Annotated in this window: 23 protein-coding genes; 6 read left to right on the top strand and 17 right to left on the bottom strand. The window is 36.4% G+C overall.

The annotated features are described in order from the left end of the window. Window positions 1-8: 8 nt before the first annotated feature. The 16 genes from AC59IL_RS05835 to AC59IL_RS05760 all read right to left on the bottom strand — a co-directional run bounded on the left by AC59IL_RS05835 (window position 9) and on the right by AC59IL_RS05760 (window position 9482). Window positions 9-293, bottom strand: a complete 285-nt coding sequence (locus tag AC59IL_RS05835; protein ID WP_496551157.1) for a hypothetical protein — start codon at window positions 291-293, stop codon at window positions 9-11. Between the two features lie 10 nt (window positions 294-303). Further along, on the bottom strand, window positions 304-486 hold the full coding sequence (locus tag AC59IL_RS05830; RefSeq protein ID WP_496551156.1) for a hypothetical protein: 183 nt from the start codon (window positions 484-486) through the stop codon (window positions 304-306). A gap of 5 nt (window positions 487-491) precedes the next feature. Continuing rightward, on the bottom strand, window positions 492-1325 hold the full coding sequence (locus tag AC59IL_RS05825) for a hypothetical protein (protein WP_496551155.1): 834 nt from the start codon (window positions 1323-1325) through the stop codon (window positions 492-494). Further along, window positions 1300-1647: a hypothetical protein gene (locus tag AC59IL_RS05820; RefSeq protein WP_496551154.1), complete on the bottom strand. Its 348-nt coding sequence runs from the start codon at window positions 1645-1647 to the stop codon at window positions 1300-1302. Before AC59IL_RS05820 ends, AC59IL_RS05825 begins: the two co-directional genes overlap by 26 nt. Before the next feature lie 6 nt (window positions 1648-1653). After that, window positions 1654-2550: a hypothetical protein gene (locus tag AC59IL_RS05815; RefSeq protein ID WP_496551153.1), complete on the bottom strand. Its 897-nt coding sequence runs from the start codon at window positions 2548-2550 to the stop codon at window positions 1654-1656. Continuing rightward, window positions 2550-2927, bottom strand: a complete 378-nt coding sequence (locus AC59IL_RS05810; RefSeq protein ID WP_496551152.1) for a hypothetical protein — start codon at window positions 2925-2927, stop codon at window positions 2550-2552. Before AC59IL_RS05810 ends, AC59IL_RS05815 begins: the two co-directional genes overlap by 1 nt. A 15-nt stretch (window positions 2928-2942) precedes the next feature. After that, window positions 2943-3488 carry a glycoside hydrolase family 24 protein gene (locus AC59IL_RS05805; RefSeq protein WP_496551151.1) on the bottom strand — a complete coding sequence of 182 codons (546 nt, stop codon included), beginning with the start codon at window positions 3486-3488 and terminating at the stop codon, window positions 2943-2945. Window positions 3489-3502: 14 nt separating this feature from the next. Beyond that, a complete protein-coding gene (locus AC59IL_RS05800) occupies window positions 3503-4129 on the bottom strand; it encodes a hypothetical protein (protein WP_496551150.1) in 627 nt (208 codons plus the stop codon). A gap of 45 nt (window positions 4130-4174) precedes the next feature. Beyond that, window positions 4175-4894 (bottom strand): hypothetical protein, encoded by a 720-nt coding sequence (locus AC59IL_RS05795; RefSeq protein ID WP_496551149.1) that lies wholly within the window; start codon window positions 4892-4894, stop codon window positions 4175-4177. Between the two features lie 135 nt (window positions 4895-5029). Further along, complete coding sequence (locus tag AC59IL_RS05790; protein ID WP_496551148.1) at window positions 5030-5596, bottom strand: hypothetical protein; 567 nt, start codon at window positions 5594-5596, stop codon at window positions 5030-5032. A gap of 22 nt (window positions 5597-5618) precedes the next feature. After that, window positions 5619-7490 (bottom strand): transglutaminase-like domain-containing protein, encoded by a 1872-nt coding sequence (locus AC59IL_RS05785; protein ID WP_496551147.1) that lies wholly within the window; start codon window positions 7488-7490, stop codon window positions 5619-5621. 30 nt (window positions 7491-7520) lie between these two features. After that, window positions 7521-8000, bottom strand: coding sequence for an LEA type 2 family protein (locus AC59IL_RS05780; protein WP_496551146.1), 480 nt, complete (start codon window positions 7998-8000; stop codon window positions 7521-7523). A gap of 3 nt (window positions 8001-8003) precedes the next feature. Further along, window positions 8004-8183: a hypothetical protein gene (locus AC59IL_RS05775; RefSeq protein WP_496551145.1), complete on the bottom strand. Its 180-nt coding sequence runs from the start codon at window positions 8181-8183 to the stop codon at window positions 8004-8006. Between the two features lie 21 nt (window positions 8184-8204). Beyond that, window positions 8205-8462, bottom strand: coding sequence for a hypothetical protein (locus AC59IL_RS05770; RefSeq protein ID WP_496551144.1), 258 nt, complete (start codon window positions 8460-8462; stop codon window positions 8205-8207). Between the two features lie 6 nt (window positions 8463-8468). Then, window positions 8469-9023, bottom strand: a complete 555-nt coding sequence (locus AC59IL_RS05765; RefSeq protein WP_496551143.1) for a hypothetical protein — start codon at window positions 9021-9023, stop codon at window positions 8469-8471. 234 nt (window positions 9024-9257) lie between these two features. Next, window positions 9258-9482 (bottom strand): hypothetical protein, encoded by a 225-nt coding sequence (locus AC59IL_RS05760; protein ID WP_496551142.1) that lies wholly within the window; start codon window positions 9480-9482, stop codon window positions 9258-9260. Between the two features lie 589 nt (window positions 9483-10071). Here AC59IL_RS05760 and AC59IL_RS05755 point away from each other — a divergent pair. From AC59IL_RS05755 to AC59IL_RS05730, 6 genes are all read left to right on the top strand, one after another. Beyond that, window positions 10072-10500, top strand: a complete 429-nt coding sequence (locus AC59IL_RS05755; RefSeq protein ID WP_496551141.1) for a helix-turn-helix domain-containing protein — start codon at window positions 10072-10074, stop codon at window positions 10498-10500. Between the two features lie 343 nt (window positions 10501-10843). Next, the gene (locus AC59IL_RS05750; RefSeq protein WP_496551140.1) at window positions 10844-11197 is read left to right on the top strand and encodes a hypothetical protein; all 354 of its coding nucleotides are present in this window, start codon (window positions 10844-10846) and stop codon (window positions 11195-11197) included. 612 nt (window positions 11198-11809) lie between these two features. Further along, window positions 11810-12154 (top strand): helix-turn-helix domain-containing protein, encoded by a 345-nt coding sequence (locus AC59IL_RS05745; protein ID WP_496551139.1) that lies wholly within the window; start codon window positions 11810-11812, stop codon window positions 12152-12154. A gap of 666 nt (window positions 12155-12820) precedes the next feature. After that, window positions 12821-13258: a MauE/DoxX family redox-associated membrane protein gene (locus tag AC59IL_RS05740; RefSeq protein ID WP_496551138.1), complete on the top strand. Its 438-nt coding sequence runs from the start codon at window positions 12821-12823 to the stop codon at window positions 13256-13258. Between the two features lie 248 nt (window positions 13259-13506). Beyond that, window positions 13507-13794 carry a hypothetical protein gene (locus tag AC59IL_RS05735; RefSeq protein WP_496551137.1) on the top strand — a complete coding sequence of 96 codons (288 nt, stop codon included), beginning with the start codon at window positions 13507-13509 and terminating at the stop codon, window positions 13792-13794. A gap of 204 nt (window positions 13795-13998) precedes the next feature. Further along, window positions 13999-15054 (top strand): hypothetical protein, encoded by a 1056-nt coding sequence (locus tag AC59IL_RS05730; protein ID WP_496551136.1) that lies wholly within the window; start codon window positions 13999-14001, stop codon window positions 15052-15054. Between the two features lie 338 nt (window positions 15055-15392). On the opposite strand, the gene AC59IL_RS05725 is transcribed toward AC59IL_RS05730, so the two are convergent. Beyond that, the gene (locus AC59IL_RS05725) at window positions 15393-16508 is read right to left on the bottom strand and encodes a thioredoxin-like domain-containing protein (protein WP_496551135.1); all 1116 of its coding nucleotides are present in this window, start codon (window positions 16506-16508) and stop codon (window positions 15393-15395) included. Window positions 16509-16733 lie beyond the last annotated feature (225 nt).

Raw genomic sequence — 16733 nt, 5'->3', positions numbered from 1 at the left:
TTTATTGGTTAGGTAAAAATGTTGTACTTATTAGAGATGATACTAAGCCTTTGCTTTAGTGCCTGGTCAGTTAGTTGCTTTTTGCCAATAACAGAAGCATAAATCAGTTGGTAGGTATCCGATAATTCCTGGCGATTCATTTTGTTTAGTATAGGTGTTAAACTATTTTTTTCAGCCTGTGGCAGTATGTTAACGATGTCACGCTTAATGTCATCTTTTGATTTTCTAAGCAGGAAATAATCAGCTACACCAACACCAGCTATTAAGGCAAACAGTAAAATTTTTTTACTCATTGTTTCGTAATTAAACACCTAAATATTTTTTGGCGAGTGTAGTTTTTACTGGGTCGTTCTTTACGATATGCGCCAGCTTTGTAAGCTCTGTCTGAGATAGCTTTTGTGCCAGCGTAGTAAGAGCAGTCATCTTTGCATCGGCTTCTGTTTCGGTCTTTCCTTCAATCGAAATATCATAGTGAAACTTCTTCATAGAGTTTACGGGTTTTGAATGTTTAATAATTCAGCAACGGTTTTTAAGTTCGCCGGTTCTTCAGCAAGTCTCTGCAATACCTGCATTACAACCTCTAATTCCGCAGTATTAAAAGCATTATCTAATTGCTGTAACAGTGGTATGTATCGTAATTGGTCCGGCTTTAAATCATCTGCTTCTTTTTTTGAAAATGATGCCTGTGTTTCAGGTTGCGCAGGTGCCGTTGATTGAAGTTTTTCAGAATTATCGGATTCGATGATGCCGGCCAGTGCTTCGCCGCCTGGAAGTTTAGAAAGCAATTGAGGATTGCGCCGTATCATCCCCTCCAATGCAACAGAGGCGAGTTCCGCAACATTGATATTACCCAGCTTGTATTTATTATCCTGCAAAACCTTGATCTGTTCTTCTAAAGTATCGGCGTATTCCTCCGCTTCCCCCAGTTGCTCTTTTGTTTTCTGTAGTTCTTCGCGAAGCCGGGACATTTCAAATTCACGATCACGAACAGCCAATTTTTCCTGAATGATACCATCTAAATCACCTAAGCCATTAAATCCGTTCAATCCTTTTTCTTGCTTTCCGTGTTGAACTGTGAAGCAATACTTATTGTTACGCGGTGACATGCCGGAATCATAAATGATCACCTTTATCTTTTCTGTGTTTTCATCCATGTACTGCTCATATGTATCAAACTCTTTTACATTATCAGTCTTTGGCACCACCTTAAAGGAATCCACATGAATTTCAAAAAACTTCGGCTGACCTTTTTCAGCCATTGCTTCCAAAAAGTTTTTCAGCTTTTCAACCTTATCGCTTTCATATCGTTCCGTTGTTACTGCCATCTTCTTTCTTATTGATAGGTATTGCCTGAATAAATCTTACGTTATTAATAAAGAGAGAAAGGTTAGTGATCTTTATCGCCCCCCTGTGTTCATACTGTAACTCATTTGCATCATCCTCATTTTGATCATATAGGCCAACGTCGGATTCAATTCTTATATCTTTAGTTGGCTCGACCAATACATACATTTGGTTATATCCCGTTAACTCCCTTTTTTCAGAGGCTTTGAATAATAAATGACGGAACCTTATTAAGTAATTTTTACCGTGTCCCATTTCCATCATGCGTTTGCTGATATATTCTAAAGCCAGATCGCTTGTCATGGTTTATTATTTTTCAAGCCATATAAAAATGTTGACCGAATAACTGATGTCCATGTTATACTGTGCCCCTAACACATCTTTATAATATGCTTCGATAATGGGTGAGCTTGTAGTGATCAACACATCCGTTCCTATTCTTTTTTTGCCAAATAACCACTGTTCTGTTTCCCAAAAGTTCTTACTGGTAAAATCTCCAAAAGCTATATTAAAGTCCTGCCTGAATACTTCACCCTGATAAAAAATATCGGTGGCATCGGGACTTTGCATTGATAAATTGCCTGCTTTTTCATTTCTTTTCACTGTAAACAATGGGTCATATACTGGTACTGGTGGCGGAGGCGGTGGCGCGGCAGTACATGACCCAGTACCTGATGCAAAGAAGGAATGGCCACTATCAACTATAAGAGAAAACTGCTCCGGACTTGAACCACCACCTGCTATTGGTTTATAGTTTTGCGTGTTACTGCCATATTGGTTCCACTGGGCAAGTGTTGTATTGTTCACCGCATCAATCATTTTTAATGCAATAGAAGCTGGTGTATCTCCATCTACAGCGATTACCGTAATTACAACAGAATAGACACCACACTTGTAAACAAAGGTTGGGTTAACGGCAGGGGCAACCTGAAATATTTGTGTACGCACAGAACCCGCAACCGTATCACTAACCGGGGTTATGTCTGCTGTTCCGGGATTAGGACAGGGAGTAGTAGTTGTACCACCTGTTCCCCCTGAACTGCCACCTCCGGCATCAGGTGGAGGCACAGGAAGTGCAGTTAATAGAAAGATGCTGGTTTCAACCCCGATTACTTTTTTAATTGTTCCGGGTAATGGAATTTGAAAGTATCTTATTTCACTGCTTCGGGTGATCTTTTCTCTATGTACTACTAAAGTCTGTTGCATTATCCTTTAATTTCTAAGTCCAGATAAAGAGAGACGCGGTATGCGGCGAATGGAAGTCGTACATCGACCGTATCCCTGTAATCAACCTTCACTTTAAAATTACCGGGCGCAATACCGCCCAATGAATAATACCTGTCATTTGGTGATACATTCAATCCCGACATCAACAGTTTTGATTCGTAATCCTCTGCAAATATTTCTTCCGAATTGATTTCAACCTTACCGGTGCCACGATAATACATCAGATCATCACGATTAGAAGTAAATAATAGTCCATGAATCTTTTCAACCGTTTTATCGAGTTCAAAGGTTTTGGAGTGTACGACATTTTCTGCCGTTACATCTATGTCAAAACGCTTCTTAATTTTTTTACCCATTGATAAATTGTTTTGTTAAGCTGCAATGGTTGTTCCTCCGGCCATCTGGTAAACCGCCAGCAAACTCTTTATACTGTTTTCATTCTGACCATACCCGGCGCCAGGTAGAGATGCCCATTCTTTTCTTAGTTTTCCAATAGCAATCGAAAACCTGCCAGCTAAAACATCTTCCAATGCTTTCCTGCGTCTGATCAGTTCAATGGCTGCCTTATCCTGGCTGGCCGGGCCGAAGTCAGGCAGTTTTAATTTTTGCTGAATTTCTACCCACGTTTTATTCAATATCTGATAAGCACCGGCGGCAGTACTGGTAATGCTATACTTAGAAATCTTTTGATTGGGATGCTTTGAAAGATCATTAAAAAGCCCCCCACCGTAGAGTGTCCTGTATGCATTTGCGCCGGCAGTACCTTCACTATACTGAATCATAAGGAGAAATGCCTTTAGGTTTTTTTGAGCTGTGGTTAATGCCATTTTTTGAATCTTTTTTTTGATAAGGAAAAAAATTGCTGGTGCCATAAGGCAAGAGCCAATCGCAACCCAGTGATATGTTTTGATATTCATTTACATTTATGTAACTATGGGGTAGTAATAGTTCCATGCAAGGCAGCAAAAACAAAAGTGTTTACTCCAATTCCCATTGTTGTACCCAATTCAAAAGTTAGCTCTATTAATGTTTCATCGAGAATTAACCTGGGGTTATCAAGTTTATGATAGCCAACCATCTGAAACATTTGTGGGTAACGGAAAACAACATTTGATGTTTCTGGAACAATTGTTCTTTGATTGCTTTTTAAACTAAATTCTCCACTCGCGAAAGCAAGACAAACCGCGGATGGATTGACATACCCGCTTAGTATTTCATCTTTAGTGGCCACCGTCCCAGCAACAGCACTTGGCGTACAAACCAAAACTTGAATACCTGAAACTAACAGGCATTGATTTTTGGGTAACTTGGCATTTGCAATATTTCTGATACCACATTCCCGGTCATCCTGTGTCTCAAACATCTTAATGGTTTTTGAGTTTATAGGTTTGAGCGAATAAATAACTGTATCAGCATATTGCAGCCTTCCTTTTTTTAATTCATTTTTCACATAATCTGGTAGGAGATGCTCAAATTTTTCCATTTCTGCACGACTTCCAATAGAACCATTGCAATTTTTTTTGTTGAGTTGCTCTAAATGTTCAATACCTGTGAGCATAGGAAGGTATTTGTTAGTGATTGAAAAAATGAAACACACTATTTACTACGGCGTGGTTACAGTGCCATGAAGTCCTACATACAAGAATATATTCGGAGGCAGACCGTCCATTGTACCCAGTTCCACGGTAAATTCGATAAGCAAATCGTCCGCAATTGGTCTGGGGTTCGCCAACTTGTAATAACCCATTGGCACATTTGTAAAGCCAGTCGTATTAAATACATTATTACTTGTATCCGGTACAATTTGCTTTTTATTAGCTTTGAGACTAAGCTCACCCGATAAGATAGCAGGATATGTGGCAATAGAAACAAGTGGTGCCGACATCATCTTATCCTTAGTATTATCTGCGGCCACACCTGCCAGCATATAAATGCCTGATACCATGAGCACCTGATTCTTTTGAAGCTTTGCATTACTGATGTTAGAGATAGCAACCTGTCTGTCATCCTGCGTCTCAAACATCTTTATTGTTTTGCTGGTAATAAATTTGCGGGAGTACAAAGTGAAGTCTGCCAGTCGAAGCTCACCTTTTCCAATGGCCTCTCTGATATAATCTGGCAGTTCGTTAAAATGCTTTTCCATTTCAGCGCGACTACCCTTTGATGGTGCGCCAGGGGAAGCAAGTTTGTTAATGATCTTCTGTCTTTTGAGGGGGTTCATTCTTTTTAATGCGCCTAAAAGTTCCGGGTCATCCAAGCCATTAAACCCGATTAGCGCACCGGCATTGTTATATTCTTCAAGACCTTCGAGTAAACCTAACATAGTGTACGAATTTTAATGATTAATTTTATTTAGGTTGTTGGTAAACATTATACATATGTGACAAAAGCCCACTACATGCCGGCTGTTTGATTTTTGCCAGCGTGTTATTCAGTTACAATCTTTAAATGAGTAATTTTAATAGAGCGGATCGTCCATCCCGTCAATACCATCTACAAGGCTGTACTCTTCCGTGCCCTGAAATTGCATACCTGATTCGATCAATTGATTTTCTATGTTATCAAGTGCGGCCAGCTCACCAACAGAAGTATCAGGATAATTGAAATACTGAACTTCGTCGATACCGTTTACACCTTTTTTCTTCAATAGTTTTTTGATAAATAAATCTTCCAACAGCGATTCTTTGTAGGCTTTCATACGCTCTTTTACCCCATCTAAACCATCTATACCATTCATCGTGTCGGATTTACGCTGATTGCTGGCCGCCATTGTACCAATACCAAGTGCCTGCAGGTGTTGGTTGCCCAGGTAGTGGCCAGCGGCTGTTATCACTGCTCCAACCGGTACAGAAAAACCACCAGTGTTAACCGCAATTAACCTACCAGCAACAACCGCAATAACAAGGTCTTTTAACGTGATGATCGCCGTTGCTCCCTTGTTTCCTTTGGTACTGATATTACCTTTTATAATCTGTAAGAATTGTGCTTTTCTTGCACTCTTTTCATATCTGTTTTTCTTAGCCATAATTATTTTTTGAGGGGGATGATTATTGTAGCGCTATTGCTGATATTTTTTTATGCTTCTTTTTTCGCTTGTGTTTTTTTCTTTTATGAGGTAGTCCGTCAAGCGACCGTCCATGTGGAGAAGATTTATTTTTTTCATGGTTACCACCCAAAGCCTTTGCAGCAATCAGTACCAGTAATAGGCTGCCGCCGATAACTACAGTAGGCTTGAACCATTTTTTCTGCCAGAAATGCTCTTTATCGTCAGTCTTAGAGTTATCCGTAACAGCAGTAGAGGATTGGGGAACGGCTAAATTATTAGTACTTGTATTACTGTCAGCAGCCGCGTCATCTGTATCTTCAACAATATCTTCTTCTACTTCAGCAGAAGAACTGCTTTTACTACTGTCGGCATCCTGATCATAGTAGTTTGCAGTTGCGGATTGCGATTCACTACTGGTATTCAGAAGTGAAATTTGTTCGGAGATTATCGGGTTCGTGGCTGATTCAGGCACCGGCGTGGTATCTGGCACCGGTTGATTACTATCTGCGGCTGCATTAGTTGCCTCATCAAAATCTTCGCTGCCTTCAGTCTTTCCCTTGAATATGTTACCGATCTGTTTTAATTGGGAAACTATACCACTGATTACCCCCATCGCGGCCCCGACAGTGGCCAATGTAAGAGGTTCGCCTAACTCACCGAGACCATCAATTGCATCTAAACCGTTTAAACCTTCAATATTTTCGCTGTGATAAATATCAGACCCCAATACCTCTTCCAGCGGTGAGTAGATACCAGAAACATTAAAATCATCATAAGACAGCATGCCCAATCCATCTACCCCGCTAATTACCTTTTTATCTTTGTTACCCTTTCCTCCAAGTATAGCTTTCTTCAGGTTAGCTATATTACCTCCGCCGGTTTCAAAAATGTTTTCAAGTTTGTGGCGGGTCTTTACAAGCCGGTCAAATTTTGCTTCATCAATCTCTTTGGCTATTGCCTGCTCTTTCGTAAGGTAACTCCAGCGCAATCTTTTTGCGACATTCATTACATTCAGTTTCATGGCTGCAAGTATACCGTTACGAATTGCAATAGCCGCGGGATTAATCTTGTTAATCTTGCTAACTATTTTTTTTACATTGATCTTTTTAACTGTGCCGCCTATCTTTTTAAACAGACCTTTCTTTTTCTTTTTCGGTGCAGGGGAGCCAGAGGCAGAAGGCGCTTTTTTCATTGAAAACAATTCCTTCTTTTTACCGGTTGCAAGCATCGCTGCACCTGCAATTTTTTCCTTTTTGACCTTTCCCAATTCACCAAAACCATCTATTTCATAATCAGGTATGCCGTCTAAGAATTGTAATTCCATAGGGTAATCTTTTCTTTCGCTATATGGTACTTCATAGTCAAACTGGTCGGTAACACAGTCAATAGTTATATACCGGCCATTGTAAGGCACGACGGGGTAGATGTGCTGAAAGTGATCCTCATTGTATTTTGTTATCCGTAGGATATGTGGAATACCCAGGTTTGTTAGAATAGAGGATATAAATACAGAATAACAATCGCAATCTACCCCTTCCTTCCTGTCGTGCCATGTTCTTCGCGGACTTCGGATTTGTTCGTAACCCTTTTCGTCTTTCCGATATTGGATATGTTCGTATACGAAATGCCAAATGTTTTTACAAGTTTGATAAGTACTTGCGCCTTTTAGCCGCTTAGCAATTTTAGAAGTCTGATTTAAAGTTTGCCGTACAACACGGGGTATTAATTCAACTGTATCGGCTAAACCAGCATCTTTTTTAACCGTGTACGATTGCCCCGGTGCTTTTTCAAAGAGGTGATCATATTCCTTACCGCTTTTTAATGTGCGTAGTTTAGACGCTTCACCATGTTTTATTTTTCCGAGTGCAATCATTGGGTCCGAATTAAACCAACAATACAGGTATTAATTTTTCAAAGGAATTTCCTGTGTCTTATCAATCGGTATTTCAGTAAGGCCGATTACGATACCAGTAATAGCTTTTACTGCTATTTTTATCGGCTCTTTCTTTTGAATTGCCTTCACCAGCGTTGCAGCAGTAGACAGCAAATTGGTTAGAGGCAGATCAAGAAATATTTTTTCAATTACAACTTGACCGTAAGCGGGTATTGTAATTTCTTTATTCACTACCTGGGAGCTGCCGACCAAACTGTCTTTATAATAAATTTTCACAAATGGAAATTTTATTTTCAGGCTGCCTGCTGTTGGATTTTTCATAAGCAAATCCAATCTTAGTGTCAATCCTTTCAAATCGAATTTGTGAACATTGGCAGTTGGTATCACCTCAAGTTCTTTCTGCATCCGTGCAAACTTTACAAAGAAAGCGTAAACGCCAACCATACTTCCTACAGCGATAGCAGCTGTAACAACATCACCTTTTCGCATTTATTATTTGTTTTGCATTTTCTTTCGTTCTGCCAGGTAATCAGCCGTAAGTTTATATCCCAACCATACGGCGCCGCCGACCATTGCCTTAAGACCGTAATCAATCAGGCCGGTGAAATCGAAGTTTGCAAGCAACACAACGCCGGTCAACAGGAAATTAGAGCCATTATCATTTGTTTTCATAGAGGTTTATTTTAAAGGTTATTATGCGGCATCTGCCAATCGCGTGTTCATGATGTAAACTTTTTTTGGTAATCCAAACTTTTCAATCATAAATTCAACCTGCCGGATGGAGTAATACTTCCCATCTTTTTGACCTAACTCATTCGGATATCTGGCCATCCACTTTTTAAAAGTGTTTTCATTTACATCAAAAATTGAAATCAAGTCTTTGAGCCTATAAGGTTTGATGTGCAGGTTTCCCTTTTCATCAAAATATTGTTTTGGTTTGTGCGCTCCCATTGGTTTTTATTGGATGTTGAATGTTTTGTTAGCAGCAAAAACAGTATAAATATTGAGCAGTACAGGTTCGTCTTTTTCAATGAAGTAATTGCGCCAGTAAATAAAGTTTTCTTTTGTCGGTTCTTCGGCATATTCCAACACTGCTTCAGCCAGTGCTTTTATTTCGACACGGAAACTTGGTAAAGAATGCCGTAATACTTTTATTTCATCCAAAAGATCTTTTGTACAGGCATATCCTTCAGGATTTTCTTTGTCTAACCAAAGGGAGGGAAGTGTAAGAAAATCGGTATTGAGTGATTTAATATTTTCCCGGGCAAGAATGATTCGCTGGCAAAAATTGGTGAATGCTTTGAGTGCCTTTTTGGGGCCGGCAATCCATTCTTTGATATAATACTTAGCTTCTGATTTTTCAAGAGAAGAAAACTCATGATTATTCCAAAGTGTTGAGTAGGCAAACAGCCAGGCTGTATCAACCAAATGAGTCATTTCATTTTTGCCACCGAAAACCACGGAAAAGTCAGGTAACGGACTGGTGAACGCTTTCATAGAGGATTCTTTCATGTTTATATTCTTTTGTTTTCTTAGGGATTAATTTCTTTGTGAATACAAACATAATATGAGGGCTACCACACGAGGGAGATTATGGGCAATGTTGGTAAGAGGCGGGAAAAATATAACTGGATAGGGAAATATATAGAAGCTAATTGATAGATATTCTGTTTTTTCGTTCCCTGTGGAACGGCAATAAAAAAGCCGCCTGAATTTTACAGGCGGCTTTACAAATGAATTTGCAGATTAATCATCTGCTTCCACAGTATCCGGCATCCCCAGCTTTTCAAATATAATAGAAACCTGAAGGGGGGTATAATATCTGCCTTCACGTTTACCCGTGTGGTCAGATAGCTTTTTCAGCCATTTGTTCATGACCTTCCAGGTAGTGCCGTATAGCTCGGCAAGGTCGGAGGGACTGTAAGGTTTTACTGCAATGCCACACTTCTTTACTGGCGTTTCACTACTCATAGGTACTGTTTTGGAATTTACGGTTTTTGGTTAATTCATGGTTTTTCCGGTAAAAAGTGATTAATGGTTTCTATTGGTTTGCAGGAACACAAATATTGTAAATCCAACAAATTAATAAGTTACCATTAAATCAAAAAAAATTACCACAAAAGGATTTTTTAGAGTACTCGGTTTTGATTACAAGTACTAAAGGTTTTTCATTATACGTATATACTTACTTTATTCTCTGCCCGTTAGCCATTTCTCGCGGGCTTTTCGGAACCATTTTGGTGAATCCCCTAATTAACTCAGAAAGTAATAGCCATGCTGGAAATAATAAACCTAACGGACAGGTGAATAATGAACGCTTTATACGTCAGTGAAATCAATATAACAATATTTTATATTTAGAAATTAATTAATAAATGTTTTCAGAAAAAGAACTAAATTTGATTAACCCTCCCCATTATACGTACCCCTTCAAAATCCTTTTTCATCTGTTTCCCTGAAAAACGAATAATTTAATAAAGGTATTGGTAAGGTTTAGTGTTTTTCTTTAACGTTTCTTGGTGGCGTTAATGTGTAAATATTCATTCATAAACCTTATCACATGGCTTTAAAACTAAAGCAAAGTGATGTTGATAAAATGAACCTGGTTGCGGCGATATTGGAAAAAGACTACCGGTATCATTATACCCATCAACAACTTGCAAAAAAAGTTGGTACTAACGAATCTAAACTCCGGGTTGGATTCAAACAAGTTTATAACAAAACAATAAATAAATATCTACGGGAAATTCGCGTCTCAAAAGCAAAGGAAATTTTGCACAACAAGGAATGGCTTTTAGATACAATTGCCACTCATACTGGGTTTAAAAATTCAAGTATGTTAATAAAAAACTTTAAAAAAAGTACCGGCCTTACTCCATTGGAATGGAAAGCAAAAAGCATGAGTGAAGGAAAGCACACAAAAAATGAAGATATTTTAATAGGAAAAAACGGATTAGACAATAAATCAAACGGAATTGACAACTTTTAGATTTTAAATTGCAGTAGAAATTAATGTATGCCATATGAGGTTAAGGAAAACTGATAAACTTCTTACGTAGCCATCTCCCTTACTGTTAGTTTCCGAAAACTGATTTACACGAAAGTTTGAATAATCTCCCATATAGGCACACAACTGCTATAAACAAGTTAACCAATTTTGGTTAATCCGTATTATTATTAGGCAAAGCAACTCCACATTAAACCAAAGTATGTAGCAATCTGTACTTATTAAACTTCAACTATTTATTTTTTGAAGGAATTGAAACATTTACATGGCGCAAGCTGTAAACGTAATATTATTGCTATACGGTGCCTAATTTAAAATTAAAGGAATGAATGAATTTGCTTCCGTAATAAAAATCTTTTTCGAGAAGCAAGAAAGCCACTACTGCAACGTGCATAAAGTGGGCTTTCTTGATAACTTACCGAACTTAATAGTAGTAGACTATTCAGAGGTATATAAACAGGAGAATAAATACCTGGAATTATTTTTATCCTATTCAAGTAAAAATATTCAAAAGTTTATCAGATACTTTAACATTACTGAGCCGAAAGATATTGATGATATTTCGCCTGACTATTTATGGAGGTTATTTCATATAGGCATAGGGGAAATAAATTGTTTCCTGGGCGATGAATTGGATACTCCTTTTCTTACATTCAGATACAAAAAGGAAGGCTATTAGTAAAAGATGAGTATGAAATAGAGCATACCGTTTCACAAGCGATTAAAACTTCGGGTGATTTTACAAAATTCACACTGAAGTATTACAATGAGATGGTCAGTAGCTCCCTTTCTTGATGAATTATATGTTTATGCGAATTACAGGCACAATAACAATGCGCTCCACATTTCAATATAAAAAGGTCACATAAGGTTTTTGTTGTCATTCCTGCCTTTCCTTTTTAGTTAGGGCACCAATGATAACATTGAAATAAATCGAATATTTCCTTCTATAAAAAAACCAGAATCTTTATCTGTAAAAAATAAATTGTAGACACGGCTGCATAAATATGTTGCTGATAAATTAAACCTTATTACCATGCAAACACAAACAACTCAGTCCATTGCACCAGTAACAATTTTTCCTTCCCAATATGTCTTTTACTATAAGCTGACAAGTTATTGGTATTGCTAAAATGCGTGTTGGAATTCCAAGTTGGAATGAAGATGAAATCGCCATTCTTTCCGAATACATCGGCTTGCATATAACATTCGCTGCTTTTGAAATAAGAGTGGCAACTGGCTAAATCGTGTTAAATTGATTAAAAAAGAAATACCATTAAACCTTATTAAAATGAAAAGACAGCTTAAAAAAATCACCTCAAATGTAGTGCCTGAAGTAAAGAAGGTATTTGACAAAAACTATGCGGCAGATAGCGTTGATACATTGGCAACGACTTACAGTATTAGCAGAAACACACTACAAGATGCGTTTAAGCGGGAATGTGGCATAGGCATACGTGAGTATAAACTGAAACAAAGAATGGAAGTTGCCAAACAAATGTTGGAGGAAGGAAAAGAGACTAAAGAGATAGCATTCACCTTGAAGTACACAAGGATATGTGCGTTTAGTAGAGCATTTAAAAAATATTATGGCGTTGCACCAACTGAATGGTGCAAAGTTGGGCAAAATGTATAATGAAATATTTGGAATAGTATATTTAGTAATTGTAACTTGCTTATAGAATTTGAAACGAAAATACAAAAGAGCGGTTAAGGTTAGAAGATATATATATTTGATTGATTGGATTTTATTATCTCTTTATAACTACACACTTTTTAAGTTTTATAAAAACAAATTTCTCCCAACAAGATGATCGGCAACTTAAATGTAATATCATCTTAGATCTGTGCCGTGAAAACAATCACTATTTTTATATATAACCTTTAATCTGGGCCGGTGGTGCTTTGTGCATACTCATTAATAGAGAATCAATGAATGCTATAGCACAAAAGGCTTTGTGTACTGGCGCTCCTGTATGCGATGGAAGAAAATGTTATTGCACCGGTATCCGATTACGGGGATAGACAAGAATATAGTTAAGAACCATTTTTCTATATAACTTTCTATATAACAAGGTTTATCATCTTCTACCTTTTCTTTTTAGTTAGGGGCAGAAATGATAACAAAATAAAAATTGAAATTCTCTTTCTATTACAGTTCCCAGTAAATGGGAGCTTTACAGTTACTTACTGTTTGCCTTTTTAGTCTTATTAAGGATTTACTGTAAGACTAGAAATTTATTTCCTTGAACATTGTAACGAATACTGCCAAAACGATATTCGTTATTCCAAATAATGTAATATGCAAAAGAAGATTACAATCGATATTATAGCAGCATTGCTAATAATTTTGTTTGGGTATACGGCAATAAGCAAATTGGGTAAATATGAAACCTTTAAACTTCAACTAGGACAATCACCATTCATTAATGAATGGTCCGGAATTGTTTCATGGTCATTACCCATGGTGGAATTGCTAGTTGTTCTATTGTTAGTAATAAATAGAACTCGAATTTTGGGGCTATACGCTTCATTTTTTTTGATGACACTTTTCACCGCTTACATATACGCAATGCTACATTTCAGTTTTCATATACCATGTTCTTGTGGAGGAATTCTATCAGAGATGAGTTGGAAACAGCATTTTTGGTTTAATGTTGCTTTTACACTATTCTCAGTAACTGGAATTGTGTTTAGTGATCCAAAACAAGAACCTGCTAAGGATTCACGCAATATTTAATCATTTTTTCTCTATCATTTTTAGAATTAGAGATGCATTGTGCAATCAAATTACTGAAGCTGCAGCCTCGGTATCCAGCTTATGTTAACTATGGCTGGATAGATGATCCTAGCATCTTAAGCTGTAATGGCAAACAATACTCATTTACCTAAATGAAAAAATTGTTTAGCCAAGAGCTGTAACCAGGAAAAGGGGAAACCGAAAACCTTTGACAGAGTAGGTAATTAATTCATTTAAAATTAATTATTATGAAATCGTTTAAAATTAGTTTAGCTGTCATTGCTTTGGCAACTATAACTTTAACTAGCGCTTTCACCGTTAGCTCAAAAAAAGCTGTAGGTGACTGGTATGGAGTTACTAACTCTACAACTACAACAGGCGGTATTACAGGCGTATCAGGACCTCTTACTAAAACATGTATTGATTTAACAAAGTGTGCAGGAACTGCCGCGAATCTTTGCGTTGTTGAACAAACTCAATTGTCACCAGCTCAATATAACACAATAATTGCAGTATATGGTAGATATATTCCATAATGTATATTTATTGTGGTAAATGAGCCATTAATCGATGAGAACAGGAATCAAGATTAATTTCACTTGATTCCTGTTATTAAATGAATAGATCTGAATGTTCCGGAAATTCTAATCTACAGGTTTGCTATTTCCTCAAAAGATTCACTACAATTCAAAACGCCACAGACACTATTTCACTTTTTATAAAGATAAAATTGTCAATGTATGATTTTTTCAATAAACAAAAAGAGGTTGGTCGCAATTGTTATTACTTTTTTTCTGCCAATTGTTATAATTACTGTATTGGCTTTACGAGTGAATTCTTCAATGGAGAAAAGTGGCTTTAGCCGTAGTAAAAGGAATATAAAATTAAAAGTCCTTAAAGAGTTAGATCGGCCAGAAAATGTTGTATCAGTGATAGGTATGACAAACAAATTTATCTACTTTCAATTAGTTGAACCCTCCAAAATTTTAGCCATAGATAAACTTAGCGGCAATTCTCATTACATTTCAATAAAATTACCTCTGGATAAGAATTCTTCTAGTTCTTTCAATTATTTTATTGACTCTCCCTTTGTCCAAGTCTTGTGTGGTAACTCTGGATCTATTATTTCAGGAAATTTGAATGAGGAAAAGTTTGACACCTGGCACATTCCAGCTTCTAATTTTTCAAGAGGTATACCAATATCAAACCAATCGTATATCTTAAGAAGGTATGAACAATATAATGGCAGACTTGATCAATCTTTCATTAAGGTAGGTCCTTCTAAAACTTCATTTATTCCTGAGAAAAACATATCATATAAACTTGGAGATGGAGGTATTGCAACTGATGGATGGTTTCATTACGATAAGAAAACTTCCCTTGCAACCTATGTATATATGTATAAAAATGGATTTGTGACTTTTGACACTTTCATGAATGTAAAATATAGAGGTAAAACAATTGATACCCTTAACAGCTTTCAAGTAAAAGCACGAAACTACCGAACACGAAAAGGAGAAGGTTATACAAATTATACACCAGCAAGAATAGTAAACCTTGATAATTGCGTTAATAATGGGTTATTATATAACCGTTCACTGCTTAAGGGAGACAATGAAAAAACCTATGCATTCAATAATAATGCAATAATTGATGTTTATAAAGTTGAAAATGGACAATACCAAGGTAGTTTTTATATTCCCTTCTATAAAGATGAAAAGCTTGAATATTTTAAAGTGCTAGATAATTTAATAATAGCATTATATCGGCATTCTATTATTATTTACCAACTTTAAAAAAATCAAAATAGGAAACGCAAATTGTAGCTAGATATCCTGGACAATTTTAATAACCAACCCTTAGATAGCGATGTTTTTTTATTAAAAAATAATTTTTAAAGAAACACAGGTATGCAAAGTAATGTACCTTGCCAATTCTTAATGACTTAATTTGACACAATGGATAATTTGCAAAAAATGAGTAAAGAATTACTGCATTCTAGGAACGTCATGCGAAGCTGCAACAAAAAATGGTTATTTCTATCTTAACTTCTTTTGTGAATGCATTTCTTGATTATAACACTCCGTTGTTTCGGTTCCATAGTTCATTGTTCAAAAACATCAAAAACTTTGATTTATCTACATATTTCTTTAAGCTTTTTTTCCAAATCTTCGATACTAAGGCCCATAGCAATAATGCTTCCATTTTCGTCTAGCAAAACTTTATAAGGCACACCTGTTGCCCTAAACAAAATATAAGGATAAGAATTCCAACCTTTCAAATCTGAAAGATGATCCCAGTTTAAAAAATCGTCGCTTATAGCTTTTTTCCAACTTTCAAGTTTTTCATCCAATGATATTCCAATAATGTTAAAACCCTGATCGCGATATTTATCATATAGTTTTTTTAGAATTGGGTTTTCTTTTCTGCAGGGGGCACACCAGGAAGCCCATAAATCTAACAATGTTATTTTTGATTGTCTTTTTTTAATGATATCAATAATGCTTGTAGTAGTCCCATCCAAACTTAACAATTCAAAATATGGCAATTGAAAACCAATTTTGATATTTATTGATTGTATATCAATTTTTCGTTTTCTTTTTTCTTCAACTTGATCTAGATATTCCTTCGCTTTTCTCCCATAATAACTATTTCTAGCACGATCGCCTAATTTATCATATGCTTCCCTTTTCTTGTCGCCATTGAAACCAAGATGTCTTGCTTCATCCCCATCATAATTAAACAAAAGAAAAGCGCTATAAGGGCTGTTTGGATTATTCTCAATAAACGTCATTCGTATTTTATCGGCACTGTCATGCAACCTTCCCAGACTCCCATAGTATTGATACAATAATGAATCATATGTGTTTCTGAAAGGAGTAAATAAATTAGTAAAAGCCTTGCTGTCTAAATTTGACTGAGAATTTTCTATTTTTAGACCTAAAGGTTCGTCTTTCATTTGAATTTCAATAGATGATATTGAAGATTCTAAAAAAAAGGGTTTACTTGCTTTGTTATTTGTACCAATATATACATATCGACCCTCGCCACTCAATTCTCCGCTTAGTTTGAAAAGCTTATTTGTAACGATGCAAACTGTGATTGTATCCCGATCATACAAATCAACAAGATATAAATATCCATTATAAACAGTATCCTCAATTGTGCCTGTGATATTAAATTGAATTTTTGCTTGAGCTGATGCAAATGCCAGACTAAAAGAGCAAAATATACATATTATAAACTTCATAACTTTAAAACATTGATTTTAGATATTATTTCTGGGTCGTATCCGTAATATAAAGTATTAACTTGGGGGAGGACTTGTTATTCGAATCAGTGAATGGGAAAATTCATTTACTATGCAATACTCTTCAGATTTTTTAAAATGTATACAGCCTGCCTATGAGATCATTCTGTATCTCAATACTGGCAAACGTGACATCAGTTCTGTCACAATAAATAATCTTTTCCA

Source organism: Niastella sp. sgz303648 (assembly GCF_059587045.1).
The sequence above is the reverse complement of the archived record's forward strand: the minus strand, read 5'-3'. Positions and strand labels throughout refer to the sequence as shown.

Coding starts and splice junctions, on each gene's coding strand:
- AC59IL_RS05825 (WP_496551155.1), bottom strand. CDS start 1,325: ATGGCAGTAACAACGGAACGATATGAAAGCGATAAGGTTGAAAAGCTG.
- AC59IL_RS05810 (WP_496551152.1), bottom strand. CDS start 2,927: ATGGGTAAAAAAATTAAGAAGCGTTTTGACATAGATGTAACGGCAGAA.
- AC59IL_RS05770 (WP_496551144.1), bottom strand. CDS start 8,462: ATGGGAGCGCACAAACCAAAACAATATTTTGATGAAAAGGGAAACCTG.
- AC59IL_RS05735 (WP_496551137.1), top strand. CDS start 13,507: ATGAAATCGTTTAAAATTAGTTTAGCTGTCATTGCTTTGGCAACTATA.
- AC59IL_RS05725 (WP_496551135.1), bottom strand. CDS start 16,508: ATGAAGTTTATAATATGTATATTTTGCTCTTTTAGTCTGGCATTTGCA.
- AC59IL_RS05745 (WP_496551139.1), top strand. CDS start 11,810: ATGAAAAGACAGCTTAAAAAAATCACCTCAAATGTAGTGCCTGAAGTA.
- AC59IL_RS05785 (WP_496551147.1), bottom strand. CDS start 7,490: ATGATTGCACTCGGAAAAATAAAACATGGTGAAGCGTCTAAACTACGC.
- AC59IL_RS05780 (WP_496551146.1), bottom strand. CDS start 8,000: ATGCGAAAAGGTGATGTTGTTACAGCTGCTATCGCTGTAGGAAGTATG.
- AC59IL_RS05800 (WP_496551150.1), bottom strand. CDS start 4,129: ATGCTCACAGGTATTGAACATTTAGAGCAACTCAACAAAAAAAATTGC.
- AC59IL_RS05820 (WP_496551154.1), bottom strand. CDS start 1,647: ATGACAAGCGATCTGGCTTTAGAATATATCAGCAAACGCATGATGGAA.
- AC59IL_RS05795 (WP_496551149.1), bottom strand. CDS start 4,894: ATGTTAGGTTTACTCGAAGGTCTTGAAGAATATAACAATGCCGGTGCG.
- AC59IL_RS05730 (WP_496551136.1), top strand. CDS start 13,999: ATGATTTTTTCAATAAACAAAAAGAGGTTGGTCGCAATTGTTATTACT.
- AC59IL_RS05740 (WP_496551138.1), top strand. CDS start 12,821: ATGCAAAAGAAGATTACAATCGATATTATAGCAGCATTGCTAATAATT.
- AC59IL_RS05755 (WP_496551141.1), top strand. CDS start 10,072: ATGGCTTTAAAACTAAAGCAAAGTGATGTTGATAAAATGAACCTGGTT.
- AC59IL_RS05760 (WP_496551142.1), bottom strand. CDS start 9,482: ATGAGTAGTGAAACGCCAGTAAAGAAGTGTGGCATTGCAGTAAAACCT.
- AC59IL_RS05835 (WP_496551157.1), bottom strand. CDS start 293: ATGAGTAAAAAAATTTTACTGTTTGCCTTAATAGCTGGTGTTGGTGTA.
- AC59IL_RS05750 (WP_496551140.1), top strand. CDS start 10,844: ATGAATGAATTTGCTTCCGTAATAAAAATCTTTTTCGAGAAGCAAGAA.
- AC59IL_RS05765 (WP_496551143.1), bottom strand. CDS start 9,023: ATGAAAGAATCCTCTATGAAAGCGTTCACCAGTCCGTTACCTGACTTT.
- AC59IL_RS05815 (WP_496551153.1), bottom strand. CDS start 2,550: ATGCAACAGACTTTAGTAGTACATAGAGAAAAGATCACCCGAAGCAGT.
- AC59IL_RS05775 (WP_496551145.1), bottom strand. CDS start 8,183: ATGAAAACAAATGATAATGGCTCTAATTTCCTGTTGACCGGCGTTGTG.
- AC59IL_RS05830 (WP_496551156.1), bottom strand. CDS start 486: ATGAAGAAGTTTCACTATGATATTTCGATTGAAGGAAAGACCGAAACA.
- AC59IL_RS05805 (WP_496551151.1), bottom strand. CDS start 3,488: ATGAATATCAAAACATATCACTGGGTTGCGATTGGCTCTTGCCTTATG.
- AC59IL_RS05790 (WP_496551148.1), bottom strand. CDS start 5,596: ATGGCTAAGAAAAACAGATATGAAAAGAGTGCAAGAAAAGCACAATTC.